Here is a 16,644-nt window from a genome sequence, read left to right as displayed (position 1 = left end):
TTTTTTTTTTTGGCGGCGCTGGGGTGTGGTGTGTGTTTTTCTTTTTGGGGGGGGGGGGGGGTGGGGGGGGGGGCGGCCCGGGGCGGGCGCGCCCCCCCCCCCCCCCCGGGCCGGGTCAGACGACGGCGCCGGAGTCGCCCGGGGACCGGCGGGTCCGGGGCGCCGTGGTGCGCGGACGCGGCGCCGGGCCCGCGAGGCGTTCGAGGACGATCGCGAGCGGCGTGGCGGTGAAGACGCTGGAGTACGTGCCGACGACGATGCCCGCGAGGAGCGCGATCGCGAAGTCGGTCAGCGTGTCGCCGCCGAGCACGGCGAGAGCGGCCAGGATGAACAGGGCCCCCATACCGGTGTTGACGGTGCGGGGCACGGTCTGCAGCGCCCCCCGGTTCGCGACCTCGGCGAAGGGGGCGCGGGGTTCGGCCGTCCACAGTTCCCGGACGCGGTCGAACACCACCACGGAGTCGTTCACCGAGTAGCCGATGATGGTGAGCAGCGCGGCGAGGAAGACGCCGTCGACGGGCTTGCCGAGCCAGGCGAACAGGCCCGTGACGATCACGACGTCGTGCAGCATCGCCAGCACCGACCCCGCCGCGAACGTCCAGCGGAACCGGAACGTCAGGTAGCCGAGCTGCACCAGCAGGGCCACCCCGAGCGCGATCAGGGCCTTGGTGCGCATCTCGCCGCCGAGGCTGGGCCCGATCAGCTCGTCCCGCTGCTTGGTCGCGCCGCCGCCCTGCTGCGCGAGCGCGTCCCGGACGCGCTTCTCCTGCGCGTCGGTGAGGCCGGCGGTGCGGACGGCGATGCCGTCCTTGCCGGACGTCTGGACGGTGGCCTGCGGGAACCCGGCGCGGGCCACGGCGGAGCGGGCGTCGCCGATGTCGACGGGACGGTTCGTCGTGTACTCGACGGCGCGCCCGCCGGTGAACTCGACGCCGTAGTTCAGGCCGCGGACGGCGATCCCGGCGACGGCGAGGGCGACGACCACCCCCGAGATCGCGAGCCAGAGCGTGCGGCGCCGCATGAGGTCGGGCCGGCGGTCCTCCAGCCAGCGCCGGATCCGGCCGCCGGCGCCGAGGCCGCCCGCCTTGGAGCGGGCGAGGCGGGGCAGGCGGGCCAGGGCCGCGTCGGTGAGGACGCGGCTGAGCAGCATCGCCGACACCAGCGAGGCCAGCACGCCGATGCACAGGGTGACGCCGAACCCCTTGACCGGCCCGGACGCGAGGAAGAACAGCAGGCCGCCGGCGAGCAGCGTGGTGGCGGCGGAGTCGGCGATCGCCGACCACGCCTTGGTGAACCCGATGGCGAGGGCGTTGCGCGGGGACCGGCCGGGCGCGGCGGCGCGTTCCTCGCGGGCGCGTTCGAACGCCAGCACGTTCGCGTCGATCGCCATGCCGATCGCCAGGACGAACCCGGCGAGGCCGGGCAGGGTGAGGGTCGCGCCGGCGGCTACGAGCGCGGCGTAGGAGATCAGGGCGTAGCCGGCCAGCGCGACGGTGGCGAGGAGGCCGACGAGCCGGTAGACGGCGGCGATGAACAGGCCGGTCAGCGCGACGCCGATGACGGCGGCCCAGGCGCTGGCCCTGATCGCCTCCTCGCCGAGGGTGGGGCCGACGACCCGCTGCTCGACGACCTTCACCGGGACGGGCAGCGCGCCGCCCTGCACGAGCGCGGCGAGGTCCTTGGCCTCCTCGGCGCCGAAGTTCCCGGTGATCCGGGTGGACCCGCCGGTGATCCCGGTGCCGCAGGCGACGTCGGCGGCGACCTGCGGGGACGAGATGACCTTGCCGTCCAGGACGAACGCGACGCGGCGCTCGTCGCCGGTGGCGCAGGCGGCCCGGGCGGTCGCCTTCTCCCAGGCCGCGCCGCCGCCTCCGCGGAACTTGATGCCGACGTCCCAGCCGCCGAGGCCCTCGGGGTCGAACGATGCGCGGGCCGAGCCGATGCCGTCGCCGGTGAGCAGGGCGGGCCCGATGAGGACGGGGCGGCCGCTCTCGTCCGGGACCTCCTTCTCGCCCGCGCCGGCCGCGCCGCCCGCGGCGCGGACGGGGTGGGCGGTGAGCTGCGCGGTCCGGCCGAGCAGCGCCGCCGCGTGCGACGGGTCCTGGACGTCGGGAAGTTCGACGATCAGCCGGCGGTCGCCGGACCGGGTGATGGACGCCTCGGCGACGCCGAGCGCGTCGACGCGGCGGTGCAGGACCTGGCGGGCGCGGTCGGTGGCCTCGCGGCCGGCCTTCACCGACGGCGAGTCCCGGGTCTCGAGGACGATCTGGGTCCCGCCGCGCAGGTCGAGGCCCAGCCGGGCGGGTTCGGACAGGGCGAGGTACAGCGATGCGGCGAGCACGGCGAACGCCAGGACCGCCCGCACCGCGTTGGCGCGAGTCAAGGAGAAACCTCCACACGGAGCGATGGCGCCGCCGCTTCGCAGGGCGCGGCGCCGCTGGACGGAGCGTCAGATCCGTGCGGTGGGAGGGGCGCGTCCCCGCGGCGCGCCCGTCGCGGCGACGACGGGCTCGGTGAAGCCGGCGGCGGGCCGGACTGTCCGGACGAGCGCCGGGCGGACGTCGGGCCCGGCGGGCGCGAACGCGCCCGGGGTGACCGGTGCGGACGGCCCGGTGTGGTGCCGCGCCGGCTCGGGGACGGCGTGCGCCGGGCGGGGCGAGGACGCCCGTTCGGTCGCGCGCTGGTCGGTGGCGGCGCGACCGGTCGCTGTGGCGGTACCGGCGGTGGCGACGGCGGCTGCGGGCGCCCCGGCGAGCGCGCCCGTGCTGAGGGCACCGGTGCTCAGGGCGCCCGCCGCCGGTGCGCCGGCGAGGCCGAGCAGTCCGAGCGTGAGGGCGAGCAGCCAGCGGACGGCGGCGGGCGAGCGGCGCGGTTCGCGCATGGCCCTCCTCCGTCCCTCGGCCGTCGCGGGGCCGCCGGGGCGGCCATGGTCCGCCCAATCTAGGCCACTTCGCGACCGGGCGCATTGGACCGCAACAAAGCGAGAAAGCACGGAGTCGGGACTCCGTCAACCGGGCCCCGCGCCACAGCCTCCTACCCGGCCCGCGCCCGCCCGGTCTTACCAGCAGACACTGGCTGGTGTCCCAATCCGGCCACGACGGCTTCGCCGCGCGCCCATTGCCGGGCCAGGAAAGGCGAATTACTTTCGCGTTACCCACCCCGAACCGGACAGAGGAGTCTCCGGTGGCACGAATCAGACAGACCGCGATCGTCGGGACCGCCGCGCTGGCCGTCCTCGCCGCGGGAATCGCCCCCGCCTCGGCCGCTGGCACCACCATCCGGAAGGGATCGGCCACCGCCGCCCCCTACTCCGGCAACGTGCAGGCCTCGCTGCTCGGCAACGCGACCGTCTCCACGTCGATCGGCAGCGGCTCCTGCAGCCAGTCGACGATGACGGGATCGATCAACTCCGACGGCACGGGCCTGAGTATCGGCAGCGCGAACTTCAGCAGCTGCACCGGCACCGCCTCCGTCAGCATCACCGCGCAGAAGCTGCCGTGGACCGGCGGCAGCGTCGTCTACGACTCCGGCCACACCGCGAACCGCGACGCGGCGGTCACGATCGCCAACTTCAGCGTCAAGGCCGTGGTCGACCTGTTCGGCGGCATCACCTGCATCTTCGGCGGCAACCTCACCGCCAACGGCTACAACCCCGACAACCCGAACCGCCCGGTCACCAGCAACGGCCAGGCGCAGGTCGGCGTGAACGGCGCCACGGTGAACAAGCAGTCCGGCAGCAACTTCCTCTGCCCGTCCACCGCCACCGTCACCGCGACCTACCAGCTGCAGGGCGAGACCACCGCCGGGTCCGGCACCTACAACCAGACCCTGTACGTCACCAGCTGATCTCCCGAGGGGTGCGCTCCCTCACGACGTGCTCCCGTGAATGATCGCTCCCGAAAGGAAGCGGGCCGCCCCCGGCGAAGGGGGCGGCCCGCGACCGCGTCCACGGCGAGCCCGGTCGGTGTGGACCCGCGTCCGAGCCCGTGCCCGAGCCCGTGTAGAGCCGGATCAGCAGCCGACGAGCTGCGCGGCCAGGAACGACTCGACCTGGCCGATCGCGATCCGCTCCTGGCTCATCGAGTCGCGCTCCCGGACGGTCACCGCGTCGTCCTCGAGGGTGTCGAAGTCGACGGTGACGCAGAACGGCGTGCCGATCTCGTCCTGCCGGCGGTAGCGGCGGCCGATCGCGCCCGCGTCGTCGAAGTCGACGTTCCAGTTGCGGCGCAGCTGCGCCGCCAGGTCGCGAGCCTTCGGCGACAGGTCGGCGTTGCGCGACAGCGGCAGCACAGCGACCTTGACCGGGGCGAGGCGCCGGTCGAGCCGCATCACGGTCCGCTTCTCCAGCTTGCCCTTGGCGTTGGGCGCCTCGTCCTCGGCGTAGGCGTCCATCATGAACGTGAGCGTGCAGCGGTCGACGCCGGCCGCGGGCTCGATCACGTACGGGGTGAAGCGCTCGCCGGACTCCTGGTCGAAGAACGACAGGTCCGCGCCGGACGCCTTGGAGTGCGTCGACAGGTCGTAGTCGGTGCGGTTGGCGATGCCCTCCAGCTCGCCCCACTCGCTGCCGACGAAGTCGAACTTGTACTCCACGTCGACGGTGCGCTTGGAGTAGTGCGACAGCTTCTCCGCCGGGTGCTCGTACAGCCGCAGGTTCTCCTTGCGGATGCCGAGGTCGACGTACCACTGCAGGCGCTCGTCGATCCAGTACTGGTGCCATTCCTCGTCGCTGCCGGGCTTGACGAAGAACTCCATCTCCATCTGCTCGAACTCGCGGGTCCGGAAGATGAAGTTGCCCGGCGTGATCTCGTTGCGGAACGACTTGCCGATCTGCCCGATGCCGAACGGCACCTTGCGGCGCGCGGACTGCTGGACGTTCAGGTAGTTGATGAAGATGCCCTGCGCGGTCTCGGGGCGCAGGTAGGCCAGGCCCGACTCGTCCTCGACGGGGCCGAGGTAGGTCTTGAGCAGGCCGTTGAACATCTTCGGCTCGGTGAACGAGCCCTTCACCCCGCAGTTGGGGCAGGTGATGTCGGCGAGCCCGTTCGCGGGCGGCCTGCCGTGCTTCTCCTCGTAGGCCTCCTCCAGGTGGTCGGCCCGGAAGCGCTTGTGGCAGGACTGGCACTCGGTGAGCGGGTCGACGAACGCCTGGACGTGGCCGCTGGCCTCCCAGACCTCGCGCGCCAGGATGACGCACGAGTCCAGGCCGACGACGTCGTCGCGGCCCTGCACCATGGACTTCCACCACTGGCGCTTGACGTTGTTCTTCAGCTCGACCCCGAGCGGCCCGTAGTCCCAGGAGGCGCGGAGCCCGCCGTAGATCTCGCTCGACGGGTAGACCAGGCCCCGCCGCTTGGCGAGGTTGACGATCGTGTCCAGCACATCGGAACGGCGTGCCATGAGTGTTCTCTCCATCCGGCTGGCGGTCGGCGGGTCAGTGCGAACGCCCCGGCCCCGGCGCGGACGGCGGGACGGCGGCGATGGTGATCCCCGGTGATGGTGCGCTGTGAGAGCGGTGAGGCGCGGTCTCCCCGGCGCCTCAGAGCATTCCCCAGCTTAGGGCACCGGAAAGGGTCCCCGGACGGCACCGCCGCGGAGCGTGTCGGACGGTCCGGCCGCGGGGATCGGGAGGCCGGAGCCGGTCGCGCGCGCCGGAGGTCAGTAGGCGCGGCCGTCGGCGATGCTGCTGTCGATGTTGAGGGTGACGCCGCCGTGCCGCTCCTTGTGGGCGCCCCGGTACTGCTTGATGCGGCGGTGCGGCGGCCACCAGTCGTCCGGCAGGAACCGGTCGCCGTACACGCGGGCCTTGCCGTCCCAGTTGGCGAACCAGATGCCGACGGGCTTGGCGATCCCCTCGGCGGCCCCGACGTCGCGGACGCCCGAGCTCGCGCTGCCGTAGAGGCACGGCTTGTAGTGCTTCTGCCTGACCTTCTCGATCCAGGCGTTCACGAAGCGCAGCACGGCCGCCTTGCAGGTGGCGTTCTTGCTCTTGTAAGCCTCGAGGTCAAGGTAGATGGGCTTGTCGGCGGGGATGCCGAGGGCCTTGGCCTTCGCCACGGCGTCCACGGCGGTCTTCTTGCCCTGGGACGCGGCGTTCCTCGTGGTGAACTTCTGCGGGCGCGTCCCGCACGGCGGCTGGAGGCCGACGTACGTGGGCAGGATCCGGTACCCCATCTTGCGGACCTTCTTCACCCACGCGGCGGTGAGGTTCGGCTGCTCGCAGCCGCGCGCGGCGCCGCCGATGTAGATGTTGGTGACGTCGAACGACGATCGCCACGCCTTCATCGTGGAGAGCGACGGGGCGGTGCACGTGTCGAAGCCCTTGCCTGACGCGTAGTCCAGCCGGTCCGGCGGGTCCGCCGGGGCGCTGCGCCGGGCGGCCGGCCCGGAGGGCGGCGCGGCGGGCTTCGGCGGTTCCTGCGGCTGCTGGGGCTGCGCGTGCGCAGGCGGTTGTTGCTGCGCATGCGGTTGAGGCTGCGGTTGGGGTTGCGCAGGGGGCGTCCCGTGCCCGTGGGGCTTCGCGGTCACCCGGGTGCCGCGCAGGATCCGCTGGAGCGCCGCCGGGTCGGTCCCGTACACGCCGGTGATGCCCATCCCGGCCTCGGGCAGCGCCAGGCTCGTCTCGTGCCCGACGGACGGCTTGACCGTGAACGAGCCGAGCTTGTCCGCGTGCACGACCGTGCGGGACGCCGCGACGTCGTCCAGCGGCTGGACGTGCACGGACTCGGTACGGCCGACGACACGCGCCGGGCAGTCCGGCTGCGGGCCGGGACGGCCCAGGTAGACGGCGTGCCGGTCGTAGCGGACGCAGGCGGACGGGTCCTCGTCGAGCCGGACGACCGCCCAGCCCGCGGGGACGGGCACGCGCACGCCGCGGTAGCCGACCGAGCGCGGCCTCGCCTCGGCGGACCCTCCCCTGGCCGCGCCGCGGGGCGCGTCGCGGGGCGGGCCGAGGATCAGCGTGGTGGCCTCGTGGGCTGAGGACCGCGCGGGGGCCGCCGCGTGGAGGGCGCCGACGCCCGCGACGGCGGCCGTCCCGGTGGCCGTGCTGAGCAGGACGACAGCGGTCTGCGAGACGACACGGCGCATCACTTCTCCCCCGAGGCGGGCCGGGCCCCGGCGGGGCCGTCTCCCCCGCGGGCCGTCGGCATGATCACGACCAGGCGAAGATGACCTTGCGGGGCGGGGCCGAAACCGGGTCCGGCCGCTTCTTGCCCCGGTATTGCCCGCTTCGTTGATCATCGATCAGCTGGGCCGCCGGTCGGCTTGACCCTCGACCGGACCGGCCACCGCTCGGACCGGCCGGGCGAGGACCGCGGTCAGGCGGAGCTGACGATCTCGTACGCGCCGGGTTCGTCCACGGCGAGCGCCGCCAGCGGCATGAACTCCAGCCGCACCTCGTAGGAGCCGAGGGCGCGGCGGTAGTGGCCGGCGCCGTCCCATTCGGTGACCAGCGCCCACAGGCCGGGCTCGTCGACGGTCCTGGCGAGCCGCCCGGACCGGAATCCGGTGCTCCGGGACAGCGCGGTGAGCACCGCGGTCATGCGGTCGGCGAAGCCGTCGGCGTCCGCGGCGGGCACGCGGTACCGGGTTATCGCGATCATCCGCCCATCCTCGCAGTACGTTGGCCCCGTGGAGACTCGGAGCGGACGGGACCGGCCGGCGGGCGGCGTGCGGGCGGCGGTCGAGCGGTGGAGCGCGGCGCCGGTGGTGTTCCTGCACCGGCTGCCGCGCGCGGTGCTGCTCGTCGCGGTGTTCGCGCTGCTGGTGATCGGCATGGCGGGGACGGGCTGGGTGGCGGCGGCGGGGCTGCTGGTGCTCGCGGCGGCGCTGGCCTGGTTCGCGTTCCTGAACTGGCCGGAGCTGGAGGCGCCGGGCCGGGCGCTGCGGATCGCGGCGCTGCTGGTGCTGGTCGGGTTCGCCCTGGGGCGGGGTATTGGGCGGTTTTGACAACCGTTTTCATCTTCGTCCATAATCGGAGGATGCCCCGTACCCGCGTCCGCTTCCGCACCGTCCCCGCCGCGGCCCTCGCCGCCGCCGGGCTCGGCGCGGCGCTGGCGGGCTGCGGCAGCGCGGTCGCGGACGTCCCGCCCGGCAGGACGTCCGTCGTCGCGTCCTTCTACCCCGCCGCTTGGCTCGCCGAGCGCGTCGGCGGCGACGACGTGTACGTCCGCACGCTGACCAGGCCCGGCGCCGAGCCGCACGACCTGGAGCTGACGGCCCGGCAGGTCGCCCAGGTCGAGAAGGCCGACCTCGCCGTCTACGTGAAGGGCGTCCAGCCCGCCGTCGACGACGCGGTCCGCGAGCACGCCAAGGGCCGGTCGCTGGACGCCGCGAGCCTCGTGGCGACGCTCCCGCCGCCGTCCGGCGACGAGAGCGAGATCGAGGAGCACGACGGCGACCGGGGGCACGCCGACGTCGGCTACGACCCGCACGTCTGGCTCGACCCCGTCCGCATGGCCGCCATCGCGACCGCCCTCGGCGACCGGCTCGCCCGGGCCGACGGTGCGCACGCGGCGGCCTACCGGCAGCGCGCTGCGGGCGTCGCGGCCGAGCTGTCCGGCCTCGACCGGCGGTACCGCGACGGCCTGAAGGACTGCGCCCGCCGCGACATCGTCACCGCGCACGCCGCGTTCGGCTACCTCGCCGAGCGGTACGGGCTGCGGCAGGTGTCGGTCGCGGGCATCGACCCGTCGATGGAGCCGTCGCCGAAGCGGCTGGCCGCGCTGACCCGCGAGGTCCGCTCGACGGGCGCGACGACGATCTTCACCGAGCGGCTCGTCAGCTCGAAGGTCGCCGACTCGCTGGCCCGGGAGGCGGGCGTCCGGACGGCCGTGCTCGACCCGGTGGAGGGCGTCGAGAAGGGCTCCTCCGACGACTACACGTCCATCATGGACCGGAACCTGCGGACCCTGCGGCCCGCCCTGGAGTGCTCATGACCGACCGAGTGCCCGCGACGGACCGCGGCGGGGCGGCGCCGCCCTTCGCGATGACCGGCGGCGTCGTCCGGCGGGACGGCCGCGAGGTGCTGTCCGGCGTCGACCTGCGGGTCGGCGCGGGCGACGTGCTGGCGATCCTCGGACCGAACGGGGCGGGCAAGTCCACGCTGGTCAAGGCGCTGCTCGGGCTCGTCCCGCTGGCCGCGGGGCGGACCGAGATCTACGGCGAGCCGCCCGCCCGGTTCCGCGACTGGCGGCGCGTCGGGTACGTCCCGCAGCGGCTGCCGATGGGCGGCGGCGTCCCGTCGACGGTCCGCGAGGTCGTGGCGTCCGGGCGGGTCGCGCGGCGGTCGCGCTGGCTGCCCGCGCTGGTCACCGACCGGGCCGCCGACCGCGCCGCGGTGGACCGCGCGCTGGAGGCCGTCGGCCTCGCCGACCGGGCCCGCGACTCGGCGCACCTGCTGTCCGGCGGGCAGCAGCAGCGGGTGCTGATCGCCCGCGCGCTGGCCGGCGAGCCGGACGCGTTCGTGATGGACGAGCCGACCGCGGGCGTGGACGCGGCGAGCCAGGCGGCGCTCGCGGCGACGCTGCGCGGCCTGGCGGAGGCGGGCCGGACGGTGGTGCTGGTCGCGCACGAGCTCGGCCCGATGGAGCCGCTCATCACCCGCACGGTCGAGCTGGAGCACGGCCGGGTGGCGCGTGAGAGCGCGCGGACCATGGCGGGCGGCGGGACAGGGAGCACGGCGGGGAGCGCGGCGTGACGGAGATGCTGCAGTTCGACTTCATGCGCATCGCGCTGGTGATGGCGGTGCTGATCGGCCTGACGGCCCCGGCGGTGGGGACGTTCATCGTGCAGCGGCGGCTGTCGCTGCTCGGCGACGGCGTCGGGCACATCGCGCTGACCGGCATCGGGCTCGGGCTGCTCACCGGGTCGTCGCCCGTGCTGGGCGCGCTGGTGGTGGCGGTGCTCGGCGCGGTGGCGATCGAGGTGCTGCGCGCCCGCAGCCGCAGCGGCGCGGACGTGGCGCTGGCGCTGCTGTTCTACGGCGGGCTCGCGGGCGGCGTGATCCTCACCAACGTGCAGGGCGGCGGGGCGAGCCTGCAGTCGTACCTGTTCGGGTCGATCAGCAGCGTGTCGGCGTCCGACCTGTACGTGGTCGCGGCGCTCGCGGTCGTCGTGCTCGGGATCGTCGCGGTGTTCGGCCGGGAGCTGTTCCTGCTCTGCCAGGACGAGGACGTGGCGCGGGCGGCGGGGCTGCCCGTCCGGTTCCTCAGCGTGCTGATCGCGGTGACCGCCGCGGTGACCGTGGTGATCGCGATGCGGGCGATCGGGCTGCTGCTGGTGAGCGCGCTGATGATCGTGCCGGTGGCGGCGGCGCAGCAGGTCACGCGGGGCTTCCGGAGCACGATGCTGCTGGCGATGGGGGTCGGTGTACTGTCGGCGGTGTCGGGTCTCGCGGGCTCCTTCGAGTACGATCTTCCCCCGGGCCCCTCGATCGTGCTGCTGGCGCTGGCGCTCTTCCTGGCGGCGGCCGCCGGGGGGACCGTGGTGCGCCGCAGGCGCGCCCGCCGGGCCGGGGACGTCCTTCCGGGCGCGGCCGGGCCGGGCGAGCGGCCGCGGATGGACGCCGAGGCGGAGGTGATCAGGGGATGACGACGGCCCGCCGCGACGCGGTGCGGCAGGTGCTGGCCGGCTGCGAGGGCTTCCGCAGCGCCCAGGACATCTACGCCGACCTCCGCGCGGACGGCTCCAAGATCGGCCTGACGACGGTGTACCGGGCGCTGCAGGCGCTCAGCGACTCCGGCGAGGTCGACGTGCTGCGCACCGACGAGGGCGAGGCGGTGTACCGCGCCTGCCGGACCGAGCAGCACCACCACCATCTGGTCTGCCGCGCGTGCGGCCGGACGGTCGAGGTCGAGGGCCCGGCCGTGGAGCGCTGGGCGGACGCGATCGCCGCCGAGCACGGGTTCGCCGAGATCACGCACACCGTCGAGGTGTTCGGGACGTGCGCGGACTGCCGGTCCGCGTCCCGCTGACCGGGTCGCGCTCTCTGGCGCGTTCCCGGGCGCGCTTTCGTCCGGCACGTCCGGCGCCCGGTTCCGCAGGCGCGGCGCAAGGCGCGTAGTTCACACGCTGCGTATCGGTCTTTTGGCTGTTTGTAACAAGTACATCTAAATCCTCGTATGTCATAAATGTCCCATTGCCACGGCGGGCCCGACGGCGGGCCTCTCGGGGGGCCATGGCGCTCCGCACGAGAGGGCGTTCATGACAAGACGGGCGATCACCAGCCGGCGGACCGCGCTCCTGGCGTCGGCGGCCCTGCTCGCGACGGCCGGCACCGCACTGCCGGCGTCCGCGCGGCAGGCCCCGCCTCCCCCCGACCCGCGGACCGCCGCCGCGCACGCGCTCAAGGCGCTGCCCGCGCACGGCGCGCAGACCCGCGACGGCGGCGGCCAGTCGTTCAAGGTCGTCGGGGTCGCGGTGGACCGCGACGGCACGTCCCACACCCGGATGACCCGGACCTACGACGGGCTTCCGGTCCTGGGCGGCGACCTCGTCGTCCACCAGTCCGCCGACGGGACGTGGCGCGGCAGCAGCCTGACGCTCGCCAAGGCGCCGGCCGACGCCAGCCCCGAACTCCCCGCCAAGACGGCCACCCAGAAGGCCCTGACCAAGGGCCACAAGACGCGGGGCGCCGCTCAGCTCGTCGTCGAGGCGCGCACCGCCGACCACCAGCCGCGGCTCGCCTGGCGGATCCAGACCGCCGGCAAGCAGGCCGACGGGACGCCCAGCCGCCTCCTCACCACCGTCGACGCGGCCACCGGCAAGATCCTGCTGCGCGAGGAGACGATCCGGACCGACGCCGGCGACGGCCGCTCCCTCTACACCGGGACCGTCCCGCTGGAGACCACCAAGTCCGGCAGCGCCTACCAGCTGAAGGACCCCACCCGCGGCGGCACCTACACCGGCGACGCGCAGAACCAGACGGACCTCTGCTTCCTGTCGTTCTGCCTCTACCGGGCCCCGGCGACGATCTTCACCGACGCCGACAACCACTGGGGGAACGGGACGACGTCCGACCGGTCGACCGTCGCCGTGGACGCCCAGTTCGGCACCAACGAGACCTGGGACTTCTACAAGAACGTGTTCGGCCGCCTCGGCATCAACGGGGACGGCAAGGGCTCGTTCAACCGCGTCCACTACGACAACGGCTACGCCAACGCGTTCTGGGACGACTCCTGCTTCTGCATGACGTACGGCGACGGCGACGGCACCCAGCTCGGCCCGCTCACCGCCCTGGACGTCACCGCCCACGAGATGACCCACGGCGTCACGTCCGCGACCGCGAACCTCACCTACTCCGGCGAGTCCGGCGGGCTGAACGAGGCGACGTCCGACATCATGGCCGCCGCCGTCGAGTTCTACGCGAACAACTCCGCCGACCTCGGCGACTACCTCGTCGGCGAGAAGGTCGTCCTGCCGGGCTTCGGCAAGGCGGCGCTCCGCTTCATGGACAAGCCCAGCAAGGACGGCAAGTCGCCGGACGCCTGGTCGTCCACCACCAAGAACCTCGACGTCCACTACTCGTCGGGCGTCGCCAACCACTTCTACTACCTGCTGTCGGAGGGCAGCGGCGCCAAGACGATCAACGGCGTGTCCTACGACAGCCCGACGTCCAACGGCTCCACCGTCAACGGCATCGGACGCGACGCCGCCACGAAGATCTGGTACCGCGCCCTCACCACCTACATGACGTCCTCGACCGACTACAAGGCCGCCCGCACGGCGACCCTGAACGCGGCCAAGGACCTGTACGGCACGGGCAGCGCCCAGTACAACGCCGTCGCGGCCGCCTGGTCCGCGGTGAACGTGAGCTGACTCCCCTCCGTGTGAGGAAGGCCCCCGTACCGCCTGGCGGTACGGGGGCCTCGGCGCTCGCCCGATCGGCGTGGGAGACAATCGGATCATGGCTACGACACGCACCGCCAACGCGCATTGGGAAGGGCCGCTCCTCAGCGGCCAGGGCACGGTCTCGCTGGACTCCTCCAAGGTCGGCACGTTCGACGTGACATGGGCGTCGCGCAGCGAGGAGCCCAACGGCCGCACGAGCCCGGAGGAGCTGATCGCCGCGGCCCACTCGACCTGCTACTCGATGGCGCTCTCGCACGGCCTCGCCGGCGCCGGGAACCCGCCGGAGAAGGTGGACACCAAGGCCGAGGTCACCTTCCAGCCCGGCGAGGGCATCACCGGGATCCACCTGACCGTCCGGGCGAGCGTCCCGGGCCTGTCCGCCGACGCCTTCGAGAAGGCCGCGCAGGACGCCAAGGAGAACTGCCCGGTCAGCCAGGCCCTCAAGGGCACCACGATCACCCTCGACGCGGCGCTCGTCTGAACCGGGCCCCGCGTCAGCCGGTCGCGGCGGTGGGCTCCACCGGGTTGGGGAGCGCACCGCCGTACCGGCGGTCCCGGCTGGCGTACACCTCGCAGGCGTGCCAGAGGTGCCGGCGGTCGAAGTCGGGCCACAGCGTGTCGAGGAACACCATCTCCGCGTACGCCGACTGCCAGAGCAGGAAGTTGGAGGTGCGCTGCTCCCCCGACGACCGCAGGAACAGGTCGACGTCCGGGATGCCCGGCTCGTCGAGGTAGCGGGCGAACACCTTCTCGGTGATCTTGTCGGGGTTCAGCCGGCCGTCCCGGACGTCCCGGGCGATCGCGGCCGCGGCGTCGGCGATCTCGGCGCGGCCGCCGTAGTTCACGCAGAACTGCAGGGTCAGCACGTCGTTGTCGCGCGTCATCTCCTCGGCCGTCTCCAGCTCCTTGATGACGCTGCGCCACAGCCGGGGGCGGCGGCCCGCCCAGCGGACCCGCACGCCCATGGAGTGCAGCTGGTCGCGGCGGCGGCGGATCACGTCCCGGTTGAAGCCCATGAGGAAGCGGACCTCGTCCGGCGAGCGCCGCCAGTTCTCGGTGGAGAACGCGTACGCCGACAGGTACGGCACGCCCAGCTCGATCGCGCCCATGATCACGTCGAAGAGCGAGTCCTCGCCGCGCTTGTGCCCCTCGGTGCGCGGCAGCCCGCGCTCCTTGGCCCAGCGGCCGTTGCCGTCCATGACGATGGCGACGTGCTTCGGCACCAGATCCGCGGGGATCGGCGGCGGCGTCGCGCCGTCCCGATGCGGTTCCGGGGGCAGAACGGCCCTTCTCACACTCTCTCCCTGTTGGTGTCGTCGCTGCGGCCCGCGCCGTCCGGCGGGTCGCCGGCGCCCTCGCGCTCGACGTGCCGCAGCGAGCGGATCCCGTGTTCCAGATGCCACTGCAGGTAGGCGGCGACGAGGCCGCTGCTCTCCACCCGGTGGCGCGGCTCGCTGGCGTCGGCGTACTCCCAGTCGCCGCGCAGCAGGGCCAGCATCAGCGCGAACGTCGGCGGCGCCGGCGTCGCGGCGCCCGGCTGCCGGCAGTTCGCGCAGACCGCGCCGCCCGCCGCGATCGCGAACCCGCGCAGCCCGCCGCGGGTGCCGCACCGGCAGCACTCGTCCAGCGCCGGGGCCCACCCGGCGACCGACAGCGAGCGCAGCAGGAAGGCGTCCAGGACGAGCCGCGGGTCGTGGCCGCGCTCGGCGAGCGTGCGCAGCCCGCCGACCAGCAGCAGGAACTGCCGCAGCGCGGGCTCGCCCTCCTCGCCGGCCAGCTTGTCGGCGGTCTCCAGCATCGCCGTCCCCGCGGTGTAGCGGGGATAGTCGGTGACCAGCGCCTCCCCGTACGGGCGCAGCGTCTCGGCCTGGGTGATCAGGTCGAGCGAGCGGCGCTCGTACAGCTGGAGGTCGACGTGCGTGAACGGCTCCAGCCGCGCGCCGAAACGGGACTTGGTCTTGCGGACCCCCTTCGCCGCGGCGCGGATCCGGCCGCTGCGCCGGGTCAGCACCGTCACGATGCGGTCGGCCTCGCCCAGCTTCTGGGTGCGCAGGACGATGCCTTCGTCGCGGTAGAGGGTCACCCGTTCATTCTCGCGCACGCGCCCGGGTGCCTCGTTGCACCGCCTCGGCATCTCCGCAGGATCTTCACAAAGCCCCTGGATTCACCGTCCGTCCGGGATCCGGTCACGCTTTGTGACCGGTTTCGGCCGCGCGGTGACGGCGAAAGGTGTGGCCTGCCCCACGAGGAGCTGTCAGCGTTGGACGCATGAGATGCCACATCGTGCCGCCGCACATGCTGGAGCGCATCGCGCGCAACGCCGACGACCCGGCGCTGCGCGCGCGGGCCCGCGCCACCCTGGCCCTCACCTCCGCCCACGCCACCGAACGCCGCCTGGCGACCCCCGCCGCCGCGCCGGCCCCGGCCGGTCCCGCGGCCCCGAACCGGATGATCGCCGACGCCGGGCACAAGGAGAAGCTGCCCGGCCGGACCGTCCGCGCCGAGGGCGCCGCGGCCACCGGCGACAAGACCTGCGACCAGGCCTACGACTGGCTGGGCGCGACCTTCGGGTTCTACGAGGCCGCCTACGGCCGCAACTCCATCGACGGCGCCGGCCTCAAGATGATCTCGACCGTCCACTACGGCGAACGGTACGACAACGCCTTCTGGAACGGCGAGCAGATGGTGTACGGCGACGGCGACGGGACGATCTTCACCGACTTCACCGGAGCCCTCGACGTCACCGGCCACGAGCTGACCCACGGCGTCACGCAGTACACCGCCAACCTCGACTACTCGGGGCAGTCCGGCGCGCTCAACGAGTCGGTCTCCGACGTCTTCGGCTCCCTGATCAAGCAGTGGCACCTCGGCCAGACCGCCGACCAGGCCGACTGGCTCATCGGCCAGGGGCTGCTCGCGGCCGGCGTGCACGGCGTGGCGCTGCGCTCGATGAAGGCGCCCGGCACCGCCTACGACGACCCGCAGCTCGGCAAGGACCCGCAGCCCGCCGACATGAGCGGCTACGTCCACACCTACGAGGACAACGGCGGCGTCCACACCAACTCCGGCATCCCGAACCGCGCGTTCTACCTCGCGGCCTCGGCGATCGGCGGGCACGCGTGGGAGAAGGCCGGGCGCGTCTGGTACGAGACCCTCACCGGCGGGTCGCTGGCGAGCGCGATCGACTTCGCGGGGTTCGCGGCCGCGACGGTGCAGACGGCGACCCGGCTCTACGGCGCGAACGCCGCGGAGACCACCGCGGTAAGCGACGCCTGGAAAGGGGTAGGCGTCACACGATGAGGGTGAACCGGTCGCCGGAAGAGGCGCGGCCGGAGGACGGCGCGGGACGGCGTGGGACGGTGACGTGCGGTGAGGGTGACGGTGCGGTGAAGGTGACGGTCGTCCGCAGTGGCGGGTTCACCGGGATCCGGCGGCGGGGCGAGGCCGACAGTGCGACCGATCCGATGCTCGCCCGGCTGGTCGGCCGGGTCGATCTGGGGTCGGTGCCGCCGCCGGGCCGGATCCCCGACCAGTTCATCTACGACATCGACATCGACGACCGGCACGCCACCGTCGGCGAGGCCCAGCTCAGCGGACCGCTCCGCGAGCTCGTCCACCACGTCCTGGGCCGCCAGCAGCCGGGCTGACGCCGCCGGATCCGCGCGGAGCGCGCGGGCGGCCGGGTACCCCGGGGGCGGCCCGCACCCCCGTTACCGCGGCCCCCGGCCCCCCCTTGCCGCGTTCGCCCGCCCCCCCGCCCGCGGGGCGGGGGAGCGGGTCCAGACCGCGGGG

General features: G+C 73.6%; 17 protein-coding genes. 10 read left to right on the top strand and 7 right to left on the bottom strand.

The genetic code is table 11. The annotated features are described in order from the left end of the window. Positions 1-115: 115 nt before the first annotated feature. Together secD and ABZ914_RS29050 are read right to left on the bottom strand one after the other, a co-directional pair. The gene (secD, locus tag ABZ914_RS29055; protein ID WP_500197061.1) at positions 116-2,383 is read right to left on the bottom strand and encodes a protein translocase subunit SecD; all 2,268 of its coding nucleotides are present in this window, start codon (positions 2,381-2,383) and stop codon (positions 116-118) included. Between the two features lie 66 nt (positions 2,384-2,449). After that, positions 2,450-2,881 carry a hypothetical protein gene (locus ABZ914_RS29050; protein WP_500197059.1) on the bottom strand — a complete coding sequence of 144 codons (432 nt, stop codon included), beginning with the start codon at positions 2,879-2,881 and terminating at the stop codon, positions 2,450-2,452. Positions 2,882-3,183: 302 nt separating this feature from the next. Between ABZ914_RS29050 and ABZ914_RS29045 the strand changes: the two genes are divergently transcribed. Beyond that, positions 3,184-3,846: a hypothetical protein gene (locus ABZ914_RS29045; protein WP_500197058.1), complete on the top strand. Its 663-nt coding sequence runs from the start codon at positions 3,184-3,186 to the stop codon at positions 3,844-3,846. A 165-nt stretch (positions 3,847-4,011) separates the two neighbouring features. Here ABZ914_RS29045 and ABZ914_RS29040 read toward each other — a convergent pair whose 3' ends face one another. The 3 genes from ABZ914_RS29040 to ABZ914_RS29030 form a co-directional block, all read right to left on the bottom strand. After that, the gene (locus ABZ914_RS29040; protein ID WP_190856163.1) at positions 4,012-5,400 is read right to left on the bottom strand and encodes a glycine--tRNA ligase; all 1,389 of its coding nucleotides are present in this window, start codon (positions 5,398-5,400) and stop codon (positions 4,012-4,014) included. Positions 5,401-5,658: 258 nt separating this feature from the next. Next, positions 5,659-7,089 carry a glycoside hydrolase domain-containing protein gene (locus tag ABZ914_RS29035; RefSeq protein ID WP_500197056.1) on the bottom strand — a complete coding sequence of 477 codons (1,431 nt, stop codon included), beginning with the start codon at positions 7,087-7,089 and terminating at the stop codon, positions 5,659-5,661. A 230-nt stretch (positions 7,090-7,319) separates the two neighbouring features. Continuing rightward, on the bottom strand, positions 7,320-7,604 hold the full coding sequence (locus tag ABZ914_RS29030; protein WP_190856165.1) for an antibiotic biosynthesis monooxygenase family protein: 285 nt from the start codon (positions 7,602-7,604) through the stop codon (positions 7,320-7,322). A gap of 28 nt (positions 7,605-7,632) precedes the next feature. Here ABZ914_RS29030 and ABZ914_RS29025 point away from each other — a divergent pair, with 28 nt between their 5' ends. The 7 genes from ABZ914_RS29025 to ABZ914_RS28995 all read left to right on the top strand — a co-directional run bounded on the left by ABZ914_RS29025 (position 7,633) and on the right by ABZ914_RS28995 (position 13,333). After that, a complete protein-coding gene (locus ABZ914_RS29025; protein ID WP_500197055.1) occupies positions 7,633-7,950 on the top strand; it encodes a DUF6703 family protein in 318 nt (105 codons plus the stop codon). A 32-nt stretch (positions 7,951-7,982) separates the two neighbouring features. Next, complete coding sequence (locus ABZ914_RS29020; protein ID WP_433139119.1) at positions 7,983-8,939, top strand: metal ABC transporter substrate-binding protein; 957 nt, start codon at positions 7,983-7,985, stop codon at positions 8,937-8,939. After that, complete coding sequence (locus tag ABZ914_RS29015; protein WP_500197053.1) at positions 8,936-9,700, top strand: metal ABC transporter ATP-binding protein; 765 nt, start codon at positions 8,936-8,938, stop codon at positions 9,698-9,700. Before ABZ914_RS29020 ends, ABZ914_RS29015 begins: the two co-directional genes overlap by 4 nt. Next, positions 9,697-10,593 carry a metal ABC transporter permease gene (locus ABZ914_RS29010; protein ID WP_387031167.1) on the top strand — a complete coding sequence of 299 codons (897 nt, stop codon included), beginning with the start codon at positions 9,697-9,699 and terminating at the stop codon, positions 10,591-10,593. The genes ABZ914_RS29015 and ABZ914_RS29010 overlap by 4 nt, the downstream gene beginning before the upstream one ends. Continuing rightward, positions 10,590-10,976: a Fur family transcriptional regulator gene (locus ABZ914_RS29005; RefSeq protein ID WP_151539109.1), complete on the top strand. Its 387-nt coding sequence runs from the start codon at positions 10,590-10,592 to the stop codon at positions 10,974-10,976. The genes ABZ914_RS29010 and ABZ914_RS29005 overlap by 4 nt, the downstream gene beginning before the upstream one ends. A gap of 229 nt (positions 10,977-11,205) precedes the next feature. Beyond that, on the top strand, positions 11,206-12,819 hold the full coding sequence (locus ABZ914_RS29000) for a M4 family metallopeptidase (RefSeq protein ID WP_500197052.1): 1,614 nt from the start codon (positions 11,206-11,208) through the stop codon (positions 12,817-12,819). Between the two features lie 88 nt (positions 12,820-12,907). Then, on the top strand, positions 12,908-13,333 hold the full coding sequence (locus ABZ914_RS28995) for an OsmC family protein (RefSeq protein WP_190856170.1): 426 nt from the start codon (positions 12,908-12,910) through the stop codon (positions 13,331-13,333). A 13-nt stretch (positions 13,334-13,346) separates the two neighbouring features. On the opposite strand, the gene ABZ914_RS28990 is transcribed toward ABZ914_RS28995, so the two are convergent. Both ABZ914_RS28990 and recO read right to left on the bottom strand, forming a co-directional pair. Next, the gene (locus ABZ914_RS28990) at positions 13,347-14,147 is read right to left on the bottom strand and encodes an isoprenyl transferase (protein WP_190856171.1); all 801 of its coding nucleotides are present in this window, start codon (positions 14,145-14,147) and stop codon (positions 13,347-13,349) included. Continuing rightward, positions 14,144-14,935: a DNA repair protein RecO gene (gene recO / locus ABZ914_RS28985; protein ID WP_307800355.1), complete on the bottom strand. Its 792-nt coding sequence runs from the start codon at positions 14,933-14,935 to the stop codon at positions 14,144-14,146. The genes ABZ914_RS28990 and recO overlap by 4 nt, the downstream gene beginning before the upstream one ends. 185 nt (positions 14,936-15,120) lie before the next feature. On the opposite strand from recO, the gene ABZ914_RS28980 reads away from it, so the two are divergent. Both ABZ914_RS28980 and ABZ914_RS28975 read left to right on the top strand, forming a co-directional pair. Further along, a complete protein-coding gene (locus ABZ914_RS28980) occupies positions 15,121-16,152 on the top strand; it encodes a M4 family metallopeptidase (RefSeq protein ID WP_500197051.1) in 1,032 nt (343 codons plus the stop codon). Next, positions 16,149-16,499: a protealysin inhibitor emfourin gene (locus tag ABZ914_RS28975; RefSeq protein WP_500197049.1), complete on the top strand. Its 351-nt coding sequence runs from the start codon at positions 16,149-16,151 to the stop codon at positions 16,497-16,499. Before ABZ914_RS28980 ends, ABZ914_RS28975 begins: the two co-directional genes overlap by 4 nt. Positions 16,500-16,644: the final 145 nt, after the last annotated feature.

The organism is Spirillospora sp. NPDC046719 (genome assembly GCF_040645715.1).
Taxonomy (GTDB): Bacteria; Actinomycetota; Actinomycetes; order Streptosporangiales; family Streptosporangiaceae; genus Spirillospora.
This window is presented reverse-complemented; position numbering and strand designations above follow the sequence as displayed.